This is a genomic window from Halomonas getboli (assembly GCF_023094245.1).
Classification (GTDB): Bacteria; Pseudomonadota; Gammaproteobacteria; order Pseudomonadales; family Halomonadaceae; genus Halomonas; species Halomonas getboli.
In genome coordinates, this window is record NZ_JALMEW010000003.1 from 85,338 (window position 1) to 103,441 (window position 18,104).

General features: G+C 66.0%; 19 protein-coding genes. 11 read left to right on the top strand and 8 right to left on the bottom strand.

Translation table 11 applies throughout. The annotated features are described in order from the left end of the window. The first annotated feature begins 12 nt into the window (after positions 1-12). From MYL53_RS07850 to pcaG, 5 genes are all read left to right on the top strand, one after another. Complete coding sequence (locus tag MYL53_RS07850; protein WP_247853076.1) at positions 13-1,197, top strand: alpha/beta fold hydrolase; 1,185 nt, start codon at positions 13-15, stop codon at positions 1,195-1,197. Between the two features lie 16 nt (positions 1,198-1,213). Next, positions 1,214-2,143, top strand: a complete 930-nt coding sequence (gene pcaQ / locus MYL53_RS07855) for a pca operon transcription factor PcaQ (protein ID WP_247853077.1) — start codon at positions 1,214-1,216, stop codon at positions 2,141-2,143. Positions 2,144-2,265: 122 nt separating this feature from the next. Further along, positions 2,266-2,964: a ZinT family metal-binding protein gene (locus MYL53_RS07860; RefSeq protein WP_282103442.1), complete on the top strand. Its 699-nt coding sequence runs from the start codon at positions 2,266-2,268 to the stop codon at positions 2,962-2,964. A gap of 252 nt (positions 2,965-3,216) precedes the next feature. Continuing rightward, positions 3,217-3,957: a protocatechuate 3,4-dioxygenase subunit beta gene (gene pcaH, locus MYL53_RS07865; RefSeq protein WP_247853078.1), complete on the top strand. Its 741-nt coding sequence runs from the start codon at positions 3,217-3,219 to the stop codon at positions 3,955-3,957. A gap of 40 nt (positions 3,958-3,997) precedes the next feature. Beyond that, positions 3,998-4,630, top strand: coding sequence for a protocatechuate 3,4-dioxygenase subunit alpha (pcaG, locus tag MYL53_RS07870; RefSeq protein ID WP_247853079.1), 633 nt, complete (start codon positions 3,998-4,000; stop codon positions 4,628-4,630). Positions 4,631-4,767: 137 nt separating this feature from the next. Here pcaG and MYL53_RS07875 read toward each other — a convergent pair whose 3' ends face one another. The 5 genes from MYL53_RS07875 to MYL53_RS07895 all read right to left on the bottom strand — a co-directional run bounded on the left by MYL53_RS07875 (position 4,768) and on the right by MYL53_RS07895 (position 10,105). Continuing rightward, positions 4,768-5,772 (bottom strand): porin, encoded by a 1,005-nt coding sequence (locus MYL53_RS07875; protein ID WP_247853080.1) that lies wholly within the window; start codon positions 5,770-5,772, stop codon positions 4,768-4,770. Between the two features lie 161 nt (positions 5,773-5,933). Beyond that, entirely contained in the window at positions 5,934-6,842 is a 909-nt protein-coding gene (locus tag MYL53_RS07880) for an MBL fold metallo-hydrolase (protein ID WP_247853081.1), read from the bottom strand. 159 nt (positions 6,843-7,001) lie between these two features. Further along, a complete protein-coding gene (locus MYL53_RS07885) occupies positions 7,002-8,015 on the bottom strand; it encodes a TRAP transporter substrate-binding protein (RefSeq protein ID WP_247853082.1) in 1,014 nt (337 codons plus the stop codon). Positions 8,016-8,060: 45 nt separating this feature from the next. Then, positions 8,061-9,041, bottom strand: a complete 981-nt coding sequence (locus MYL53_RS07890) for a PDR/VanB family oxidoreductase (protein ID WP_247853083.1) — start codon at positions 9,039-9,041, stop codon at positions 8,061-8,063. Beyond that, entirely contained in the window at positions 9,038-10,105 is a 1,068-nt protein-coding gene (locus tag MYL53_RS07895) for an aromatic ring-hydroxylating dioxygenase subunit alpha (RefSeq protein WP_247853084.1), read from the bottom strand. The genes MYL53_RS07890 and MYL53_RS07895 overlap by 4 nt, the downstream gene beginning before the upstream one ends. A 143-nt stretch (positions 10,106-10,248) precedes the next feature. On the opposite strand from MYL53_RS07895, the gene MYL53_RS07900 reads away from it, so the two are divergent. The 4 genes from MYL53_RS07900 (at position 10,249) to MYL53_RS07915 (ending at position 13,920) form a co-directional block, all read left to right on the top strand. After that, positions 10,249-10,929: a GntR family transcriptional regulator gene (locus MYL53_RS07900; protein WP_247853085.1), complete on the top strand. Its 681-nt coding sequence runs from the start codon at positions 10,249-10,251 to the stop codon at positions 10,927-10,929. 152 nt (positions 10,930-11,081) lie between these two features. Beyond that, complete coding sequence (locus MYL53_RS07905; protein WP_247853086.1) at positions 11,082-12,107, top strand: TRAP transporter substrate-binding protein; 1,026 nt, start codon at positions 11,082-11,084, stop codon at positions 12,105-12,107. Between the two features lie 3 nt (positions 12,108-12,110). Further along, a complete protein-coding gene (locus MYL53_RS07910) occupies positions 12,111-12,641 on the top strand; it encodes a TRAP transporter small permease (protein ID WP_345740362.1) in 531 nt (176 codons plus the stop codon). Beyond that, positions 12,631-13,920, top strand: a complete 1,290-nt coding sequence (locus tag MYL53_RS07915) for a TRAP transporter large permease (RefSeq protein ID WP_247853087.1) — start codon at positions 12,631-12,633, stop codon at positions 13,918-13,920. The genes MYL53_RS07910 and MYL53_RS07915 overlap by 11 nt, the downstream gene beginning before the upstream one ends. Positions 13,921-13,986: 66 nt before the next feature. Here MYL53_RS07915 and MYL53_RS07920 read toward each other — a convergent pair whose 3' ends face one another. Beyond that, a complete protein-coding gene (locus MYL53_RS07920) occupies positions 13,987-14,904 on the bottom strand; it encodes a helix-turn-helix domain-containing protein (protein ID WP_247853088.1) in 918 nt (305 codons plus the stop codon). 151 nt (positions 14,905-15,055) lie between these two features. Here MYL53_RS07920 and pobA point away from each other — a divergent pair, with 151 nt between their 5' ends. Further along, positions 15,056-16,240, top strand: a complete 1,185-nt coding sequence (gene pobA / locus MYL53_RS07925; RefSeq protein ID WP_247853089.1) for a 4-hydroxybenzoate 3-monooxygenase — start codon at positions 15,056-15,058, stop codon at positions 16,238-16,240. 98 nt (positions 16,241-16,338) lie between these two features. Then, a complete protein-coding gene (locus tag MYL53_RS07930; protein WP_247853090.1) occupies positions 16,339-17,124 on the top strand; it encodes an ion transporter in 786 nt (261 codons plus the stop codon). On the opposite strand, the gene MYL53_RS07935 is transcribed toward MYL53_RS07930, so the two are convergent. Together MYL53_RS07935 and MYL53_RS07940 are read right to left on the bottom strand one after the other, a co-directional pair. Beyond that, positions 17,121-17,501: a hypothetical protein gene (locus tag MYL53_RS07935; protein WP_247853091.1), complete on the bottom strand. Its 381-nt coding sequence runs from the start codon at positions 17,499-17,501 to the stop codon at positions 17,121-17,123. The two genes, MYL53_RS07930 and MYL53_RS07935, sit on opposite strands and share 4 nt — an antisense overlap. Next, positions 17,494-17,961, bottom strand: a complete 468-nt coding sequence (locus tag MYL53_RS07940; RefSeq protein ID WP_247853092.1) for a hypothetical protein — start codon at positions 17,959-17,961, stop codon at positions 17,494-17,496. The genes MYL53_RS07935 and MYL53_RS07940 overlap by 8 nt, the downstream gene beginning before the upstream one ends. Between the last annotated feature and the right edge of the window lie 143 nt (positions 17,962-18,104).

Below are 18,104 nucleotides of genomic sequence, written 5' to 3' on the forward strand. Positions count from 1 at the left end.
CGGAGAGAACGCATGGCATTTCTGAACATCGACGGACGCAGCGTGGCCTATCGCCTGCTCGGCGCCGAGGCCAATCCGCTGGTGATCCTGGCCCATCCGCTGGGCATGACCCAGGCGGTGTGGGACGACGTGCTGGCGGCGCTGCTGCCGCGCTACCGGGTGCTGACCTGGGACCTGCCCGGCCACGGCGCCAGCGAGGCCTGGCCGGCCGACGGCGGCGAGATCACCCCGGAGGCACTGGCCGCCGAAGCGCTGACCCTGGCCGAGCAGGCCGGCGCGGCGCACTTCCACTTCGTCGGCACCTCCATCGGCGGCGTGATCGGCCAGCAGCTGCTCAAGGCGCACGCCGATCGCCTGCTGTCGGCGACGCTGACCAATACCGGTGCGGTGATCGGCAACGCCGAGCTGTGGAGCACCCGGGCCGGGCGCGTGCGCGAGGAAGGCCTGGCGGCGATGGCCGGCGAGATCGTGCCGCGCTGGTTCGCGCCCGACCTGGTGGCGCGCGTGCCGGCGCTGGACCAGGGCTGGTGCGTGCAGATGGGCCGCACCGACGACGAGAGCTACGCGCGGCTGTGCGAGATGCTTGGTCGCACCGACTTCCGCGGCCAATTGAAGGGCCACGGAGTCGACGTGCACCTGCTGGGCGGCAGTGAGGACATGGCGACGCCGCCGGAGACGCTGCAGACCCTGGCCGCCGAGTGCGACGGTGCGCCGCTCGAGGTCATCGAGCGCATCGCCCACGTGCCCTCGGTGGAAGCCCCGGAGATGGTCGCCAAGCGGCTGCTCAAGTGGATGGCCGCGGATCGCGCGCGGGTCGGCGAGCAGGGCGTGGCCTACGCCGAGGGCCTCGAGACCCGCAAGCAGGTGCTGGGCGAGACCCACGTGGCGCGCTCCACCGAGAACGCCAACAGCCTCGACGCGCCCTTCCAGCAGATGATCACCCGCCTGGCCTGGGGCGAGCTGTGGGGCAACGAGGACCTCTCCCGTGCCGAGCGCAGCATGATCACCACCGGCATCCTGGCCGCCTTGGGGCGCGAGGAGCTGGAGCTGCATCTCAAGACCGCCAGGCGCATCGGCCTCAGCGAGGCGCAGCTGCGCCAGGTGCTCATGCACGTGGCCGTCTACGGCGGCGTGCCGGCGGCCAATCATGCCTTCGCCCTGGCCAAGCAGCTGGGCTGGGGAGAGGCGCAGGACTGACGCCGGAGGAGTCCCGATGCTGAGCTCACGCATCAAGCTGCGCCATCTGCAGGCCTTTCTCGAGGTGGCGCGGCAGCGCAGCTTCGCCCGCGCCGCCGAGCGCCTGGCGATCAGCCAGCCGGGGGTGTCCAAGACCATCCGCGAGCTCGAGGAGATCCTCGGCGCCGAGCTGTTCGAGCGCGGGGCCCAGGGCGTGGCGCTGACCCAGTCCGGCCTGACCTTCCTGCGCCACGCCGGGCCGGCGATCCGGGCGCTGGAGGAGGGCATCGGCGCTGTCGGCGATGCCCATCAGGGCGCGCGCTGGCTGCGCGTGGGGGCGCTGTCCACGGTGGAGAGCCGCCTGCTGCCCCGGGCCATTCGGCGCTGGCAGGCCGCCCAGTCCTCGGAGTCGGTCGGCGTCGACGTGGTGACGGGACGCAGCGCCTTCCTGCTCTCGCAGCTGCGCCTCGGCGAGCTCGATCTGGTGGTGGGGCGCATGACCGAGGCGCGCGAGATTCGCGATCTGACCTTCGAGCATCTCTACTACGAGCCGCTGGTACTGGTGGTGCGCGCCGGCCATCCCCTGGCCGGCGTCGCTTCCCTGGCGCCCGGTCGGCTGGTCGAGTTCCCCTGGGTGCTGCCGCCGCCGCAGACCACGCTGCGCCAGCGGGTCGACAGCTTCTTCGTGCGCCATGGGCTGGAGCGCCCCGGCCGGCTGCTGGAGACCCTGTCGCTGCCGGTCAGCGCGGGCTACACGCGCGACAGCGAGGCGATCTGGGTGGCGCCCCGGGAGGCGGTGGTCGAGGAGCTCGAGGCCGGCCGGCTGGTCGAGCTGTCGTTGCCGCTGGAGGGGCAGGGCGGCTCGGTGGGGCTGTGCATCAACGCCAGCATGCAGCCTTCGCTGGCGCTGGAGGCCTTCTGCGAGGCCTTGAGGGAGGTGGCGGCCGAGCGCCGGTCGGGCGAATAGACGCTCCGGGCCCGACGCTCTCGATGGTGGGGATCGCGCACGCAATAATGGTTATGTTATAACGTTGTGTTATTGCGCCGAGCCCGGCGCGATCGAGAGACGACGATCCCGGAGGAAAGACCTTGAGCACGCGATATTCCCGGAAGCTGAGCGTGGTGGCGATGAGCATGCTGTCGGTGACCGCCAGCCAGTGGGCCCTGGCGCATTCGTCCGATGGCGAGCACGACCATGACCACGCGCATGGCCATCACGAGCACGAACATGCCCATGATCACCACCACGACGAGGACATCTACGCCGGCCACTTCGACGACGAGCAGGTCGAGGATCGTGCGCTCGACGACTGGCAGGGAGACTGGCAGTCGGTATATCCCTACCTGCAGGATGGCACGCTCGATCGGGTGATGGCCGCCAAGGCGGCGGACAGCGCCGACAGGACCGCCGCCGACTATCGGGCGTATTACCAGCGGGGCTACCGGACCGATGTCGCGCGGATCGAGATCGACGGCCAAGCGGTCACCTTCCAGGACCCGCAAGGGGCACGTACCGGCGAGTATGTCTATGACGGCTACGAGATCCTGACCTACGCGGCCGGCAATCGCGGCGTGCGCTATGTCTTCAAGCGGCAGGACGGGGGTGAGGCCCTCCCCGCGTTCATCCAGTTCAGCGATCACGCCATCGCCCCGAACGACGCCGCGCATTTTCACCTGTACTGGGGCGACGACCGCCGGGCGCTGCTGGAAGAGGTCGAGCATTGGCCGACCTACTATCCCGCCGACCTGGATGGCCAGGCAATCGCCGAGGAAATGCTGGCGCACTAGCCGGAATCCTGCAGGACTGGTGGCCCGACCGGCGCCGTCCACCTGCCCCCTTCAGGCCCCTCGCACGAGGGGCCTTTTGGTGTCTTTCGTCGGGTAAGAGGCCGCGTCGAACCGTATTGCTCATAACCCTGGGGTTATGAGGCCTCGGCGAGACGTCAATTGGCAGCCCTGCGACAGGGCGCCACACTGCCGACATCGGTTCGGCGCGCCCGAGGTGCGTCGTCTTCCTTCACGCCAGCAAGAGACCCCGAGATGCAAAACGACAACAAGCGCTTCGTGGAGCGCGACCGGGACTGGCATCCCCCGGCCTATGCCCCCGGCTACAAGACCAGCGTCGCCCGCTCGCCGAGCCAGTCCCTGGTCAGCCTGCAGACGCCCAGCGCCTCCGAGTTGACCGGTCCTGACTTCCGCCGGCTGCGCATGGGTCGCTACGACAACGACCTGCTGATGAACTTCCGCGAGGATCCCGCCCTGGCGGGCAGCGCCGGCCTGCCGGCGGGCGAGCGGATCATGATGTTCGGCCGCGTGGTCGACCAGTTCGGCAAGCCGGTACCGCATACCCTGGTGGAAATGTGGCAGGCCAACGCCGGCGGCCGCTATCGCCACAAGAAGGACGGCTACCTGGCGCCGCTCGACCCCAACTTCGGCGGGGTGGGGCGCTGCCTCACCGACGAGCAGGGCTGGTATCGCTTCCGCACCGTCAAGCCCGGCCCCTATCCCTGGCCCAACGACGTCAACAGCTGGCGCCCGGCGCATATCCACGTCTCGGTGATGGGGCCGGCGATCTCCACCCGCCTGATCACCCAGATGTACTTCGAGGGCGATCCGCTGATCCCGCTGTGTCCGATCGTGCAGACCCTGCGCGACCCCGAAGCCGTCGAGACCATGACCGGCCGTCTCGACATGGCGCGCAGCCGCCCCATGGACTGCCTGGCCTACCGCTTCGACCTGGTGGTACGCGGCGAGCTGCAGACCTACTTCGAAAACCAATGAGCGGGTTCGAGGCTCAGTGAAACAGGATCAGGGGACTCTCATGAAACAGCCCAATTCCCAGCCCACCGCCGCGCTGTTGCTGCGCGAGACCGCGTCCCAGACCGCCGGCCCGTACGTGCATATCGGCCTGGCCCTGGACGTGGCCGGCCTGCCGGAGCGCGACGAGGAAATCTGGAACCGCATGGCCCGGCCCGAGGCCGAGGGCGAGCACATCGAGGTGGTCGGCACCGTCATCGACGGCAACGGCGACCTGGTGCGCGACGCCCTGCTCGAGGCCTGGCAGGCCGACGCCCGGGGCGAGTATCGGCCCGAGTTCGACCTCGAGCAGCCGTTCAACGGCTTCGGCCGCACCGCCACCACCGCCGAGGGCGCCAGCGAGTGGCGCCTCGAGACCGTCAAGCCGGGTGCCGTCACCCGCGGCGACGGGCGAGTGATGGCGCCGCACATCAACCTGGCGATCTTCGCCCGTGGCGTGAACATCCAGCTGCAGACGCGTCTCTACTTCGAGGACGAGGCCGAGGCCAACGCCGCCTGCCCGGTGCTCAACGCCGTCGAGTCGCCGGCCCGCCGCCAGACGCTGATCGCCCGGCGCGAGGAAGTCGACGGTAGAGTGCGATACCGCTTCGACATTCGCCTGCAGGGCGAGGGCGAGACGGTGTTCTTCGATTTCTGAGCGCCTGGTCTCACGATTCAGGCCCCGCTCTCCTGCTGGAGAGTGGGGCCTTTTGCGTTGCGGAGAAAGAACCGCTGATGGAATGGTCGACAACCTCTTCCGGCTTCGCCAGTAGAGGTTGTACAGAAGAGTGAATATTAGAGTTTTACACTGATGCCGCCGGCAATATTATCTCGAGCCTTGTCGTACTGGCCGGTCTCAAGGAAGAGAGTGGCGTGATCACTGAGGTGGTACTTGATATCCGTGACGATGACCTGTTCGTCTAGTGCCTCATTATCCTTGTGGCGCTTTTCAGCGTATCCCAGGCTTGCCGTCCAGCGATCGGTCAGATCATAGGCGGCGTTTGTCCCATAGGAGTCGAAATCGCCAGAGGGATGGTCGCGATTGATTTCATAGACGCCCGCCAGATCCAGTCGTCCGAAATCATAGCTCAGCGATGCTGCCGAGCGGTGATAGTCATCGTCATTAGGAAGCATTTCTGCCTCGACGATTACGTGACCGATACCTGCCTTCAATCCTGCCTGATTGTCATAGACCAGTCGAGAGGAATAAACATCCTCGGAGTTATCATTGAGATCATCTATGGTCAAGGTCGCGCCGATAAAGCGAAAGCCGCCTCCGAACTTCGGCGACGCATAGGCGATGACATCACGCCCCTGCTCCGCCTGGCCGAAGATCGCAATGTCGCCGGTCTGGGCATGGAAGCGGTTGTAGTGGTAGTTGTCGATTTCTGAGTACAGATCCCTCCACTGTCCGGAAGGGGCGCGGGGGGCGAACAGCAGGGCACCGTAGTCGCTGATCAGCAGCAAGCGCGCCGTGCGAATATAGATGTCATCGTCAATACCGCCGTCAGGATTGCCGGGGGTCCATGTTAGGTCATCGTTGTCATTGGCTGCGTTGGCGAAGTCGGCGATGAATTCGTAGCTGAGCTTGAATGGGGCATCGAAGGTATAAAGACCGTCAAAGCCGGCCTCAAGCTCGAAGGCCCAGGCATCGATATCTCTATCTTCGACGTTGAGAAGGCCGGCTGCCAGTTCGCCCTTGAAGTTGGGGCCGCTATGGGACTCCTCTGCCTGTGCGGGACCGGCGAGAAGGATGGCAAGTGAGAGGGAAGCGATCCGTAGTGGGTGAGATGATTGCATTGTTATCTCTCTAGCGTTTTTATTGTGGACAGGGGAGGGGCATGCCTGCCCGCCTGGGTAAAACAGGTAGGCGGTCAGGAATTGAGATGCGGCATCACGCCCTGGGTAGGGATGAGAGGCGGGGCTCACATAATGCATCGAGCCCCGCTTGGATGAGTCTCCTAGTCAAAGATGTCCAGATCTTCGGCCAATACCACCTCGCCGTTATAGTCACGCTGGACCTCCTCAAGGGCCGACTCGATGGGCGCCCCGTAGTGCAGTACGTGATAGAGCACCAGAAGATCGGGTTGTGCAGTATTGGCGAGGCCAGCCAGCTCATCGGTCAGGGTGTGGGCGTACTGATGATAGGCTTGCCATTGTTCCGGCAACTCCTTCCAGCCGGAGCGGCTAATGACCTCATGGATCAGGATGTCGGCCCCTTCAGCTTGCCTTTCGACTTCCTTGTTGAGCGAGGTGTCGCCGGAAATGACGATGGTCTTGTCGGGAGTGGTCACCTTGTAGCCATAGGCTCTGTCCCAGTCACCATGGGAGACACCAAAGGCCTCGATCCTGAGCTCACCCTCCTCGAACACCGTGCCGGTGTCAGTAATTTCGGTGACAGCGGCGCGTGCCGCATCGGGGTTGGTGATCGGGCTCTTGTCCTTCAGTCGAGTCTCGGTGTCAGCGGCCAGCATGGTATAGACACCTTCGCTCATGGCCTGCGTGCCCTCCGGACCGAAGACCTTGAGTTGGTCCTGGCGGCGCCACCAGTAGGTCCCCAGTAGTTCCGGGTAGTCCAGCACATGGTCGCTATGCAGGTGGGTCAGGAAGAGATGGTCGATATTGGTGGGGCTGAGTGCTTCGATGCCGAGCCGCTCTGAGGCCTGAGTGGCGCGTTCCACAACGCCAGCCCCGACGTCGAAGATATAGGCTTCATCGTTGTAGACGACGGCGACGCCAGCGCCCGCACGCTCCCCATGGGGAACGGGAGTGCCGGTTCCCAACATGACTACCTGCGTATCCGCGATGGCTGCGCTGGTAGAAGCTGCTGATAGTCCAAGAAGGATCAGAGGGGTAATGATCTTTTTCATTGTTAGTTAACCTGGAAATTAAATTGTATTTAAGATGGTTGAGGAGGCTTCGATAGTTTCAGAAGGGCCCCAAGAGGCCAGTCGTCGATGATTAGAGGTTGGCCAGCCTCGGTTACATCAAAGATCTGTTTTTTGATGTGTTAATGCCTGATTATTTTTTTATGATGCCGGGCACTTTTCTTTAAGCTGCATTGCCTCGTCGTAGATGCCGCGTGCATTACCGCCAACTTCCTCCAGATAGCGGTCGATGGACTCCTGCAGCACCGGCCCCCACTCGGGGTCGTCGAGGGCATTGTCGATGACCAGGATCTCGTCGCCGGCCGCCTCGGCTTCCTGGCGCCCTTGGCGGATCAGTTCGTCGTAGACGGCGGCGGCGCGCTGTGCCCATTCGGCGCCGCTGTGATCATCGATGATGCGTTGCAGATCCGGGGAGAGTGCCTCATAGCTGCGCTGGCTCATGGTGGCGAACAGCGACAGGTCGTAGAGCGGGATTTCGGTGTGATGATCGGCCAGCTCATTGAGTCGGAAGGTCTTCATGGCCTCCCAGTTGAAGCTCAGCCCGTCGACCACGCCGCGCTGCATGGCGGTGAACACGTCCGGCGCCGGCATGCCCACCGCCTGGGCGTCGAGGCGCTCGAACATGTCGCCGACCAGCGGTGTGGGACGGCGGAGGCGCAGGCCGGCCAGGTCGTCGGGCGTTCTGATCGTCCGCTCCTGGGTATGCAGATAGCCTGGTCCGGTGGTGAACAGGAACAGTGGATGGGTATCGGCGTATTCGTCGTCCAGCTGGCCTTGGTCATAGAGCGACTGCAGGATGCAGGCGCCCTGAGCGGCGCTGGACGACACGCCGGGCAGCTCGACCACCTGCGTCAGCGGAAAACGTCCGGCGGTATAGCCCTGTGCCGAGGCACCGATATCGGCGATGCCGCTGGCGGTGCTCTCGTAGGTCTTGTCGGACTTGGTCAGGGTCTGACCGGGATAGACTTCCACCTCCAGGCGACCGTCGGAGGCCTCCTCGACGCTGGAGGCCCAGGCCTGGAAGAGTTCCTTGTCGATCAGCGAGCCGCCGGGCCAGACGTGGGCGATACGCAGGGTGGTGGTGTCGGCGAAAGAGGCCTGGCTGGCCAGGGCGGTGGCCAGGGCGAGGCCGGCTACGATCGGAGTGGGTCGCATGGCATCCTCATTGTGTCGTTGTGGTTATCGGGGAGGGAGAGTGGCTCAGAGGTCCAGTACCAGAACCTTGCTCTTGGCGCGCGAGCAGCAGGGGGTGAACTGATCGTTGGCGGCGTGTTCATGGTCTTCGAGGTAGAGGTCGCGATGGTCTGGTTCGCCTTCCAGCACGCCTGTCAGGCAGGTGCCGCATACGCCCTGTTCGCAGGAGACCATGATCTCGACGCCGTTCTCGGCCAGCACCTGATGTACGGTCTTGTCGGCCGGGACGGTGTAGCTGGCGCCGCTGCTGGCGAGCCTGACCTCGAAGCTGTCGTCGTCATCGGTGGCGGTCACGGCGCCGGCGAAGTACTCGCTGTGCAGCCGGTCGGTTGGCCAGCCATGGGTCTTGGCGGTGGACATCACGGCCTCGATGAAGCCGGACGGGCCGCAGACATAGACCCTGGCGTCGGGATCGGGGGTCCCGAGCAGCGCCTCCAGGTCGAGTTTCTGTGACGCTTCGCCGTCATCGAAGTGGAAGCGCACCCGGTCGGCGAAGCCGGAGGTCGCGATGCGCCCGCGGAAGGCGGTGCGCTCCGGCGATCGGGTGCAGTAGTGCAATTCGAAGTGGGTATCGGTATGTGCCAAGCGTTCGGCCATGCACAGCAGCGGCGTGATGCCGATGCCGCCTGCCAGCAGCAGAATGCGCTGTGCCGGCTCGAGCGGGAAATGGTTCTTGGGCGCGCTGATCTGGATCAGATCGCCTTCCTGAAGCTTGTCGTGCATGGCCTCGGAGCCGCCGCGCGAGTCCGGATCGCGCAGTACGCCGATCTGGTAGCGGTCGCGCTCCTCGGGGTGATTGCACAGCGAGTACTGGCGTATCGGGCCGTCTTGATCTTGTGAAGGGACGCGGACGTCGATATGGGCGCCGGCGCCGAAGGCCGGCAGGGGCCGGCCGTGGGGGTCGGCCAGCTCGAAGGTGACGATGTCCTGGGCCTCTTCGTGGCGGGCCTTGACCTCGACGATCAGCGACAGGGGAACCGGGCTCATGAGTCGGCCTCCTCGGTGGATGCGGCGTTTTCCTCTCGGATGATCCGGTCGATGATGCGTCGCGCCTGGACGCCGCCGCCGTCGATGTTGAGCTTGAGCAGCTGGCGATCGGGGTAGCGCAGCAGGTTACGCTGCTGGGACTCCAGCATTTCCAGGTCCTCGGAGAAGATTTGCCCCTGGCCTTCGCGGATGCGGTCGGTGAGCGCCTTGTCGTGTGGATTGAAGTTGCGCGCCATGCCCCAGAAGTACCAGATCGAGGTATCGGTCTCGGGGGTGATGAAGTCGACCACGATGCTGGATGCCTTGACCTCCGCCGGTGCCTCGTATCCTCCGTGTCCGGCATGAGCCACGCCTACCTCGATCAATACATGGCTCGGCGGCGTGAAGCGGCAGATCTGCCAGCGATCCACCGGCACGTCGTCGGCCAGGCCGTTGCCGCGCAGCGCGGCCTGCCAGAAGGGCGGGGCGGGGATGCGCTCCATGTGACGCTCGGTGATTGCCTCATCGTCCTCGGTGCGGTTGACGGGAGCGGACTCCTCGATCTCCGGCTGCCCGATGCTGGAGGCGTGCACGTAGGTCTCGTGGGTCAGGTCCATGAGATTGTCGATCATCAGCCGATAGTCGCACTGGATGTGGTAGAGCCCGCCGCCGTAGGCCCAGTCCGGGTCCTCGGCCCAGTGCAGCTCGGGAATCATCGCCGTATCCGCCTTTTCCGGGTCGCCCGGCCAGATCCACACGAAGCCGTGGCGTTCCTCGACCGGATACGCGCGAATGCTCGGGAAGCCTCTGACTCGCTGACCCGGCATGCTCGAGCATTTGCCGTCACAGCCCATCTCCAGGCCGTGATAGCCGCAAACCAGCTGGCCGTCGCGCACGAAGCCCAGCGACAGCGGCGCGCCACGGTGGGGGCAGAAGTCCTCGACGGCTGCGACCTTGCCTTCTTCTCCACGGAAGAAGACGATCGGCTCGTTGCAGATGGTGCGGCCCAGGGGCTTGTCTTCCAGTTCGTCCGGAGTGCAGGCGACGTACCAGGTATTCTTGGGATAGGGCGCTTGATGGGGCATGGGATTTCCTCGATGTCTCGGTCAAGGTCGTTGTGTTTTGGATCCAAAGTTAAGATTTTTTATCCTGGGGAGGTCAACTTATCCTTTAGTTGGATCCATTTTCGCTGAGGAGGCCGACCCGATAATGAAGGTAGGGAAATCAAGTGAGTAACAGTGGCAAGAGCGTGGTGGGTCAGCTGCGTCGATTGATCAGCGAAGGAGAGCTTCTCCCCGGGCAAAGGCTCGGTGAGGTGGCGATCGCCGAGCAGCTGGGCGTCTCGAGGACGCCGGTACGCCTGGCCTTCCGCACCCTGGAGCAGGAGGGGTTGCTGCAGCGAGCCGGCAAGCGCGGCTTTCAGGTGCGCGAGTTCTCCGATGCCGACGTGCACTGTGCCGTGGAGGTGCGTGGCGTCCTGGAGGGGCTGGCGGCGCGACGCCTGGCCGAGCAGGGGCTGTCGCCCGAGCTGCATGCTCGGCTGGCGCATTGGATCCAAAAAGGGCGTGAGCTGCTCGCCAAGGGATTTCTCGTGGAGGACGATGTCGCCGATTGGGGCGAACTGAATCTTGGCTTCCACGGGACGATCGTCGACTCGGCGGGGAGCGATGTCGTGGGAGATGCGATCGCTCGCAACAATCACCTGCCGTTCGCGGCGGCGGATTCGATCATCCTCGATAAGGCATGCCTGGACAGGGAATATCGCAAGCTGCAGCTGGCGCAGATGCAGCACGAGCTGATTTTGCAGGCGTTGCGCGACGGTGAGGGAGCACGAGCCGAGATGCTGATGCGTGAGCATGCCTTGATCGGCCTGCGATACGCCGAGGTGCTGGAGGGAGGGGGGCGCTGATAGTCATGGATCAATGGATCCTGACTACGACCAAAGTCGATTTTCTTCCTGGCATCGGGTGGTTTACCTTCGGGCTTAAATAACGAACACATGTTCACCATGCGAACTCGGCGTGGCGAAGCACAACGATACAAGACGTTCGGAGAAGCCCCATGAAGACCAAGTTCACCGCTTGCCTGCTGGCCGCCACCATCGCTGGCCTGGCCACCGCTTCCGCCCAGGCCGCCACTACCCTGCGCATGGCCCACTTCTGGCCCGGTGCTTCCGGCATCAATCAGGACCTGTTCGAGGCCTGGGCCAAGGCCGTCGAGGAGGACTCCGACGGTGAACTGCGCGTCGAGATGTACCCCTCCGGTACCCTGGCCAAGCCTGACGCCATCTACGAGGCGGCGGCCAATGGCATCGCCGATATCGGCGCTACGGCGCAGGGCTACACCGCAGGGCGCTTCCCGCTGTCGCAGGTCGTCGAGCTGCCCGGGATCGCCGACAACGCTACCCAGGGCGCCTGCGTGCTGCAGACCCTCTACGACGAGGGCCATCTGGATTCGGAGTATGAGGACACGCGTCCGCTGTTCATGTTCACCACCGGGCCGGGCGGCATTCACACCGTCGACACCGATGTTCAGGTGCCGTCGGATCTGGATGGCCTGCGTATCCGCCGGCCCACCGCGGTGGCCGGCGAGATGCTCGAGAACATGGGCGCCACGCCGGTCGGCATGCCGGCGCCGGACATCTACACCGCCATGCAGCGCGGTGTGATCGACGGCCTGAGCTTCCCCTGGGAAGGGCTCAAGGGCTTTCGCATCAACGAGCTGGTGAACTACCACACCGAGGTGCCCTTCTACACCCTGATCTTCGTCGCCACCATGAACCAGCGCACCTATGATCGCCTGAGCCCTGAGCAGCAGGCGGTGATCGACGAGAACTCGGGCATGCAGTGGGCCGAGAACGCCGGCGCGGTATTCGATCGCCTCGATCGCGAGGGCAAGCAGGAGGCCATCGAGGCCGGCCATACCCTCCGCGAGATCGACGATCCGCTGCATGATCCGGACTGGCAGCAGCCGCTTCAGGACGGCATTGACGGCTACCTCGCCGAGCTCGAGGAGCGCGGCTTGCCGGGGCGTGAGGTCTACGAGGCCGCGCTGGCTGCCCGTGACGCCTGCGCCTCACAGGAATAAGCCATGATGACGACCTATCTGGAACGGGCCAGCCACGCGCTGGCCCTCGTCTGTCGGGTGGTGGCCGGCGTCGCCCTGGTCGCCCTGCTGGCGGTGACCATCGCCGACGTCAGCACCCGCTATCTGTATCGGCTCACCGAGGGCGCCATCGCGCTGCGGGTGACCGGCAGCGTCGAGCTGGTCAGCTACCTGATGCTGTGCTCGCTGCTGGCCGCCATGGCGGCCAACGTCGAGAAGAGCCAGGTGGTGGTCGAGGCCTTCTCCCACGGCCTCGCCCCGGCGATCAAGAACCGCCTGCACGGCGTCTACCTGCTGGGCTTCGCGGCACTGGGCCTGGTGCTCTTCCTCGGCCTGGTCGACTCGGCGCAGAGCGCCGCGGGCCACGGCGAGGTGACCCAGGACCTGCGCCTGCCGATGAGCCCCATCTACTACGCGGCCGCGGTCCTGAGCCTGCTGCTCGGGGTGCGCAGCCTGATCGAGGCGCTGCTCGGCGCGCTGTTCGGTCGCGAGGCGGAGGTGTCCCATGGCGAGTGAAATGATCGGCGCGCTGGGGCTCGGCGCGCTGCTGATCCTGATGATCCTGCGGGTGCCGGTGGCGCTGACCATGCTGATCGTCGGCGTGGTGGGCTTCGCCCAGGTGATCAGCTGGGACGCCGCCATCGCCCAGCTCAAGACGGTGCCGGTGGAGGTGCTGTCCAACTACAGCTTCAGCGCGGTGCCGATGTTCATCCTGATGGGCGTGCTGGCGGCGCATTCCGGCATGGCCGGCAAGCTGTTCCAGGCCACCCGGGTGATCTGCGGCGGATGGAAGGGCGGGCTCGCCATCGCCGCGGTGGGCTCGTGCGGGGTGTTCTCGGCGATCTCCGGCTCGTCGCTGGCCACCGCCAGCACCATGACCCGAGTGGCGCTGCCGGAGATGGAGCGCTACGGCTACCATCGCGGCCTGGCCACCGGCGCGCTGGCCGCCGGCGGCACCCTGGGGATCATGATACCGCCGTCCATCGCGCTGCTGATCTACGCCATCCTCACCGAGCAGTCGGTGGGCGACATGTTCATGGCCGGCCTGGTGCCGGGGCTGATGGGGCTGGTGATGTATGCCCTGACCGTGACCGTGGTGATGCGCCTGAAGCCGTCGCTGGCGGTGGCCGGCGAGTCGACCCCGTGGCGCGAGAAGCTGGCCTCGCTGGGCGGACTGGTGCCGTTCTTCGCGGTGTTCCTGATCATGATCCTGGGCATCTACTTCGGTATCTTCACGCCCACCGAGGGGGCCAGCGTGGGCGCCTTCGCCACCCTGCTCTACGCCCTGGCCAAGGGCCTGCGTGGGCGCGAGCTGTGGCGCGCGGTGCAGGAGACCCTGGCGCTGTCGACGGTGGTGTTCTTCATGCTGGTGGGCGCCGACACCCTGGGCTACTTCATCTCGGTGTCGCGGATCTCGTTCTCGATCAGCGACTTCCTCTACGGCATGGAGCTGGCGCCGATCGTGGTCGTGCTGTGCATCCTGCTGATGTACTTCGTGCTGGGCATGTTCATGGATTCCATCGCCATGCTGGTGATCACGGTGCCGGTGGTGTTCCCCATCATCCAGTCGCTGGGCATCGACCCGGTGTGGTTCGGCATCGTCACGGTGCTGACCGTGGAGCTGGGGCTGATCACCCCGCCGGTGGGCATGAACGTGTTCGTGATCAAGGCCATGGCGCCGCACGTGGGGCTGGGTGAGATCTTCCGCGGCGTGTCGCCGTTCATCGCCTCGGACTTCGTGCGCCTGGCGCTGCTGATCCTGTTCCCGACGCTGACGGGGCTGTTCCTGCTCTAGGCCCGTTCGGACGAGCCCTATCGCCCGCTGCCCGATTCGTCGGGCAGCGGGCGTTGTCGTTTCGCCCTAGCTCTGCTGCCCTGGGGCCTCGACGTGCCCTTCGCCCTGACGCTGGCGGAAGTCGCGCGGCGGCGTGCCGGCGAGGCGCTTGAAGAAGCGCGTGAAGTAGGCAGGCTCGGAGAAGCCCAGCCCGTCGGCCACCTCGCCCACCGTCATGTTGGTGTAGATGAGCTGGCGCTTGGCCTCCAGCAGCAGGCGTTCGTGGAGCAGCTGCAGCGCGCTGCGGCCCGCCAGGCGCCGGCACAGCAGGTTGAGGTGGGCGCTGGTGATCCCCAGGCGTTCGGCGAACCACTCGATGCCGGGCTGTTCGGCGTAGTGCGCCTCGATCAGCGTCTGGTACGCCTGCAGGTGCGTCCTGGCCTCGTCGCGCTGCCGGGGAGCGGGGGCCTGGGCACTCGTGGCCGGGGCGGCCAGCCTGGCCGTTTCCACGATCAGTGCCTCCATCAGGGCCTCCAGCAGGCGACGGCGGCCCGGGGCCGGGTGGCGATACTCGTCGTCGATCTGCGCGATCAGCGTCGCGATGCGCTCGCGCTGCCGCGGCGCGGTCAGGGGATGGGCCTCTGGGTGGGCCAGCACGCCTGCCTGGTCGCCCAGGCGCTGCTGCAGTCCTTCGACCAGCGGGCGCGACAGGGTGACGATATGGCCCTCGGTGTCCGGCGAGAAGCGGAAGCCGTGGATGCTCATGGCCGGTACCACGATCAGCAGCGGGGCGTCGAAGGCCCGGCTGCCGCCCTCCAGTTCCAGCCGCACGCCGCCCGCCGAGAGATGCAGCAGGTGGTGGAGGTCGGCGTGGCGGTGGGCGCGGATATGCCAGTCATGGCGCTGGCTGCGCTCGGGAATCGACTCGCAGTGCAGCAGGTCCGGCGTCGGCCACTGGCGGGTCTCGCCGTAGAGCTTGAACACGGGCACGAGGGAGTCGGGCATGGCGGCGCATCCTGAATGGGGGCTACGACCAATGTCGGTCATGAATGCTGGGAATGTCCAATTTATGGCGGGGAAATTGCCTTATAAAGCCGGGTGTATAAGGGAAAAATGCAACTCTACAACGATAAACCCCTACACGGTGGAGTTCGCCATGAAGACACAGGTCGCCATCATCGGAGCCGGCCCCTCGGGGCTGCTGCTGGGCCAGCTGCTGAGCCGGCAGGGCATCGACAACGTCATCCTCGAGCGCAAGAGCGGCGAATACGTGCTGAGCCGCATCCGCGCCGGCGTGCTGGAGCAGGGCATGGTCGACCTGCTGCGCGAGGCCGGCGTGGACGAGCGCATGGACGCCGAGGGCCTGCCCCACGAGGGCGTCGAGCTGGCTTTCGACAACCGCCGGGTGCGCATCGACCTGGCCGCGCTGACCGGCGGCAAGCGGGTGATGGTCTACGGCCAGACCGAGGTGACCCGCGACCTGATGGCGGCCCGCGAGGCCAGCGGCGGCACCACGATCTACGAGGCCGGCGACGTCCAGCCCCGCGACCTCGAGAGCGACCGCCCCTATGTCACCTTCGAGAAGGACGGCGAGACGGTGCGCCTGGACTGCGACTACGTGGCGGGCTGCGACGGCTACCACGGCGTGTCGCGGCGCTCGATCCCCGAGGGCCGCATCAAGGCGTTCGAGCGGGTCTATCCGTTCGGCTGGCTGGGCCTGCTGTCCGATACGCCGCCGGTGGCCGATGAGCTGATCTACGCCCGCCACGAGCGCGGCTTCGCGCTGTGCAGCATGCGCTCCGAGACCCGCAGCCGCTATTACCTGCAGGTGCCGCTGGACGAGAAGGTGGAGGACTGGTCGGACGAGCGCTTCTGGGAGGAGCTCAAGCGCCGCGTGCCCGACGAGGTCGCCGAGGCGCTGGTCACCGGCCCGTCGCTGGAGAAGAGCATCGCCCCGCTGCGCAGCTTCGTGGTCGAGCCGATGCAGCACGGTCGGCTGTTCCTGGTCGGCGATGCCGCCCATATCGTGCCGCCCACCGGGGCCAAGGGCCTCAACCTGGCGGCCAGCGACGTGAACACCCTCTACCGGCTGCTGGTCAAGGTCTACCAGGAGGGTCGGACCGACTTGATTCCGCGCTATTCCGAGACCTGCCTCAAGCGGATCTGGAAGGCCGAGCGCTTTTCCTGGTGGATGACCTCGATGCTGCACAAGTTCTCCGAGGAGGAGGACTTCGGCACTCGCATGCAGCAGGCCGAGCTCGACTATGTCACCGGCTCCGAGGCGGGGCTCACCACCATCGCCGAGAACTACGTCGGGCTGCCCTACGAGTCGCTGGAATAAGGCGGCCGTCGCCCCGGCGGCCGAGCGGCGGGGGCGACAAGGCCACGGCGGGCGGTTAAGGTCGAAGGCCTCGTGCCCCCGAATGCGACCGAGATGCCATGAACGATCGCCTGACCCCCTTCCAGCTGATGATCCTGGTGCTGTCCTTCTACGTGCTCGGCGCCCTGGCCGTGAACGTGCTGTTCGATCTGCCACCGGAGATCTCGCGCCTGCTGCACTATCTCGATCTGGTGGTCTGCCTGTTCTTCTTCGCCGACTTCTGCGTGCGCTTCCGGGCCGCCCCGGACAAGTGGCGCTTCATGCGCTGGGGCTGGATCGATCTGGTGGCGAGCATCCCGGCCGGGCTGCTGTTCGCCGGCCGCCTGGTGCGGGTGGTGCAGGTGATCCGCCTGCTGCGAGCGATCAAGTCGCTGCACATGATCTGGCGGCTGCTGTTCCGCAATCGCGCCGAGGGTATCTTCGCCTCCGCCGCCACCGCGACCCTGCTGCTGGTGGCCTTCGGCTCGGTGACCATCCTTCTGGTCGAGGGGCCCAATCCCGACAGCTCGATCAATACCGCCGAAGAGGCGCTGTGGTGGGCCTTCGTGACCGTGACCACGGTGGGCTATGGAGACTTCTTTCCGGTCACCACCCTGGGGCGGATGATGGCGGTGGCGCTGATGATCGCCGGGGTGGGGCTGTTCGGCAGCTTCGCCGCCTACGTCGGCTCGCTGTTCGTCGACGACCAGGAAAACGAGCAGTCGCGCCTGCACCGGGCCAATCGCGAGCTGATCCGCGATCTGCACGGCGAGGTGCGCGCCCTGCGCGAGGAGGTGGGCGCGCTGCGCGGTGAGCTGGCTCGCCGGGACGGAGACGTGATCGGCGACGAGCGCCGCCGGGATTAGCGCTCGTCGTTCTTGACCTCGTAGTCGCCCTCGAGCACCTGATGCTCGGCACCTCTGCCCTGACGCGCCTCGCGCTCCCGTGACGGGGCCTCGCGCCGGGCCCCGCCGCCCACGTCCTGGGCCTGCTCGGCGCGCATCTGCTCCATGCGCTTCTTCATGCGGTGGCGCAGGAAGGGCAGCATCAGCCAGCCGGCCAGCAGGAACACCAGGCCGAGCAGGGTGCCGACGATCATCATGGCGCCGAACAGCAGCCAGGTGAGCACCAGCCGGGGGCCGCTCATGCCCTGGGTGGGGCGCGCCTGGCGCGCTCGCTCCCGCCATTGCTGGGCCGCCTGCCAGGCGGCGTTGTGGTCTTGCCCTTGGCGTCGATCAGTCATGTTCCTCTCCCGTGACCTTCAGATCATGATCGAGCCGCAGCTCGATCTCGCGGCCGTCGCTATCGAGGCCTTCGATCTCGATGTCGTCGAACCCGTCGACATCGAGGGTGGAGAATCGTTCGAGGCCGGATCGCTGGGCGTTGGCCAACGCCTGGCGGAGCTGGGCGCCGGTGAGGCTCCAGTCGGGGATCTGGCTCTTGTGCTGGGCCTCGTGCAGCAGCGTACCATCCTCGACCCGCATGTCGACGTCGAGCGCCCAGCCGTCATCCCGCCAGCCCTCCATCTCCAGGCGATGGCCGTCGTCGAGCTCGAACTCGGCGTAGTGGCTGAAGCCGTAGGCGTCGGCGCCGTCGAGCAGGCGCAGCAGGTCGTCCTGGCTCAGCCCGCCGCCGTCGGCCATGGCGGTGCCGGTCATGCCGGCGAGGGTCAGCGGGGCGATCCATTGGGTGAGCATCTTCATCGTGGTTCTCCTTGTGAACATGATGCGGCAGGGGGAAGCGTCGTGGCCTCGGCGACCGTTATCGCATTGCCTGGCTTGCCGCGGGCTGACGCCGGCATTCATGTTCGATTCATGTGGCGATGCGTCGCGGCCGCCGTGTCACC

Bases quoted from the DNA above. Each gene is read 5' to 3' on its own strand.
- MYL53_RS07885 (WP_247853082.1), bottom strand. From the start codon at position 8,015: ATGCGACCCACTCCGATCGTAGCCGGCCTCGCCCTGGCCACCGCCCTG.
- pcaH (WP_247853078.1), top strand. From the start codon at position 3,217: ATGCAAAACGACAACAAGCGCTTCGTGGAGCGCGACCGGGACTGGCAT.
- pobA (WP_247853089.1), top strand. From the start codon at position 15,056: ATGAAGACACAGGTCGCCATCATCGGAGCCGGCCCCTCGGGGCTGCTG.
- MYL53_RS07920 (WP_247853088.1), bottom strand. From the start codon at position 14,904: ATGCCCGACTCCCTCGTGCCCGTGTTCAAGCTCTACGGCGAGACCCGC.
- pcaG (WP_247853079.1), top strand. From the start codon at position 3,998: ATGAAACAGCCCAATTCCCAGCCCACCGCCGCGCTGTTGCTGCGCGAG.
- MYL53_RS07935 (WP_247853091.1), bottom strand. From the start codon at position 17,501: ATGACTGATCGACGCCAAGGGCAAGACCACAACGCCGCCTGGCAGGCG.
- MYL53_RS07880 (WP_247853081.1), bottom strand. From the start codon at position 6,842: ATGAAAAAGATCATTACCCCTCTGATCCTTCTTGGACTATCAGCAGCT.
- MYL53_RS07895 (WP_247853084.1), bottom strand. From the start codon at position 10,105: ATGCCCCATCAAGCGCCCTATCCCAAGAATACCTGGTACGTCGCCTGC.
- pcaQ (WP_247853077.1), top strand. From the start codon at position 1,214: ATGCTGAGCTCACGCATCAAGCTGCGCCATCTGCAGGCCTTTCTCGAG.
- MYL53_RS07930 (WP_247853090.1), top strand. From the start codon at position 16,339: ATGAACGATCGCCTGACCCCCTTCCAGCTGATGATCCTGGTGCTGTCC.
- MYL53_RS07875 (WP_247853080.1), bottom strand. From the start codon at position 5,772: ATGCAATCATCTCACCCACTACGGATCGCTTCCCTCTCACTTGCCATC.
- MYL53_RS07850 (WP_247853076.1), top strand. From the start codon at position 13: ATGGCATTTCTGAACATCGACGGACGCAGCGTGGCCTATCGCCTGCTC.
- MYL53_RS07940 (WP_247853092.1), bottom strand. From the start codon at position 17,961: ATGAAGATGCTCACCCAATGGATCGCCCCGCTGACCCTCGCCGGCATG.
- MYL53_RS07890 (WP_247853083.1), bottom strand. From the start codon at position 9,041: ATGAGCCCGGTTCCCCTGTCGCTGATCGTCGAGGTCAAGGCCCGCCAC.
- MYL53_RS07905 (WP_247853086.1), top strand. From the start codon at position 11,082: ATGAAGACCAAGTTCACCGCTTGCCTGCTGGCCGCCACCATCGCTGGC.
- MYL53_RS07910 (WP_345740362.1), top strand. From the start codon at position 12,111: ATGATGACGACCTATCTGGAACGGGCCAGCCACGCGCTGGCCCTCGTC.
- MYL53_RS07915 (WP_247853087.1), top strand. From the start codon at position 12,631: ATGGCGAGTGAAATGATCGGCGCGCTGGGGCTCGGCGCGCTGCTGATC.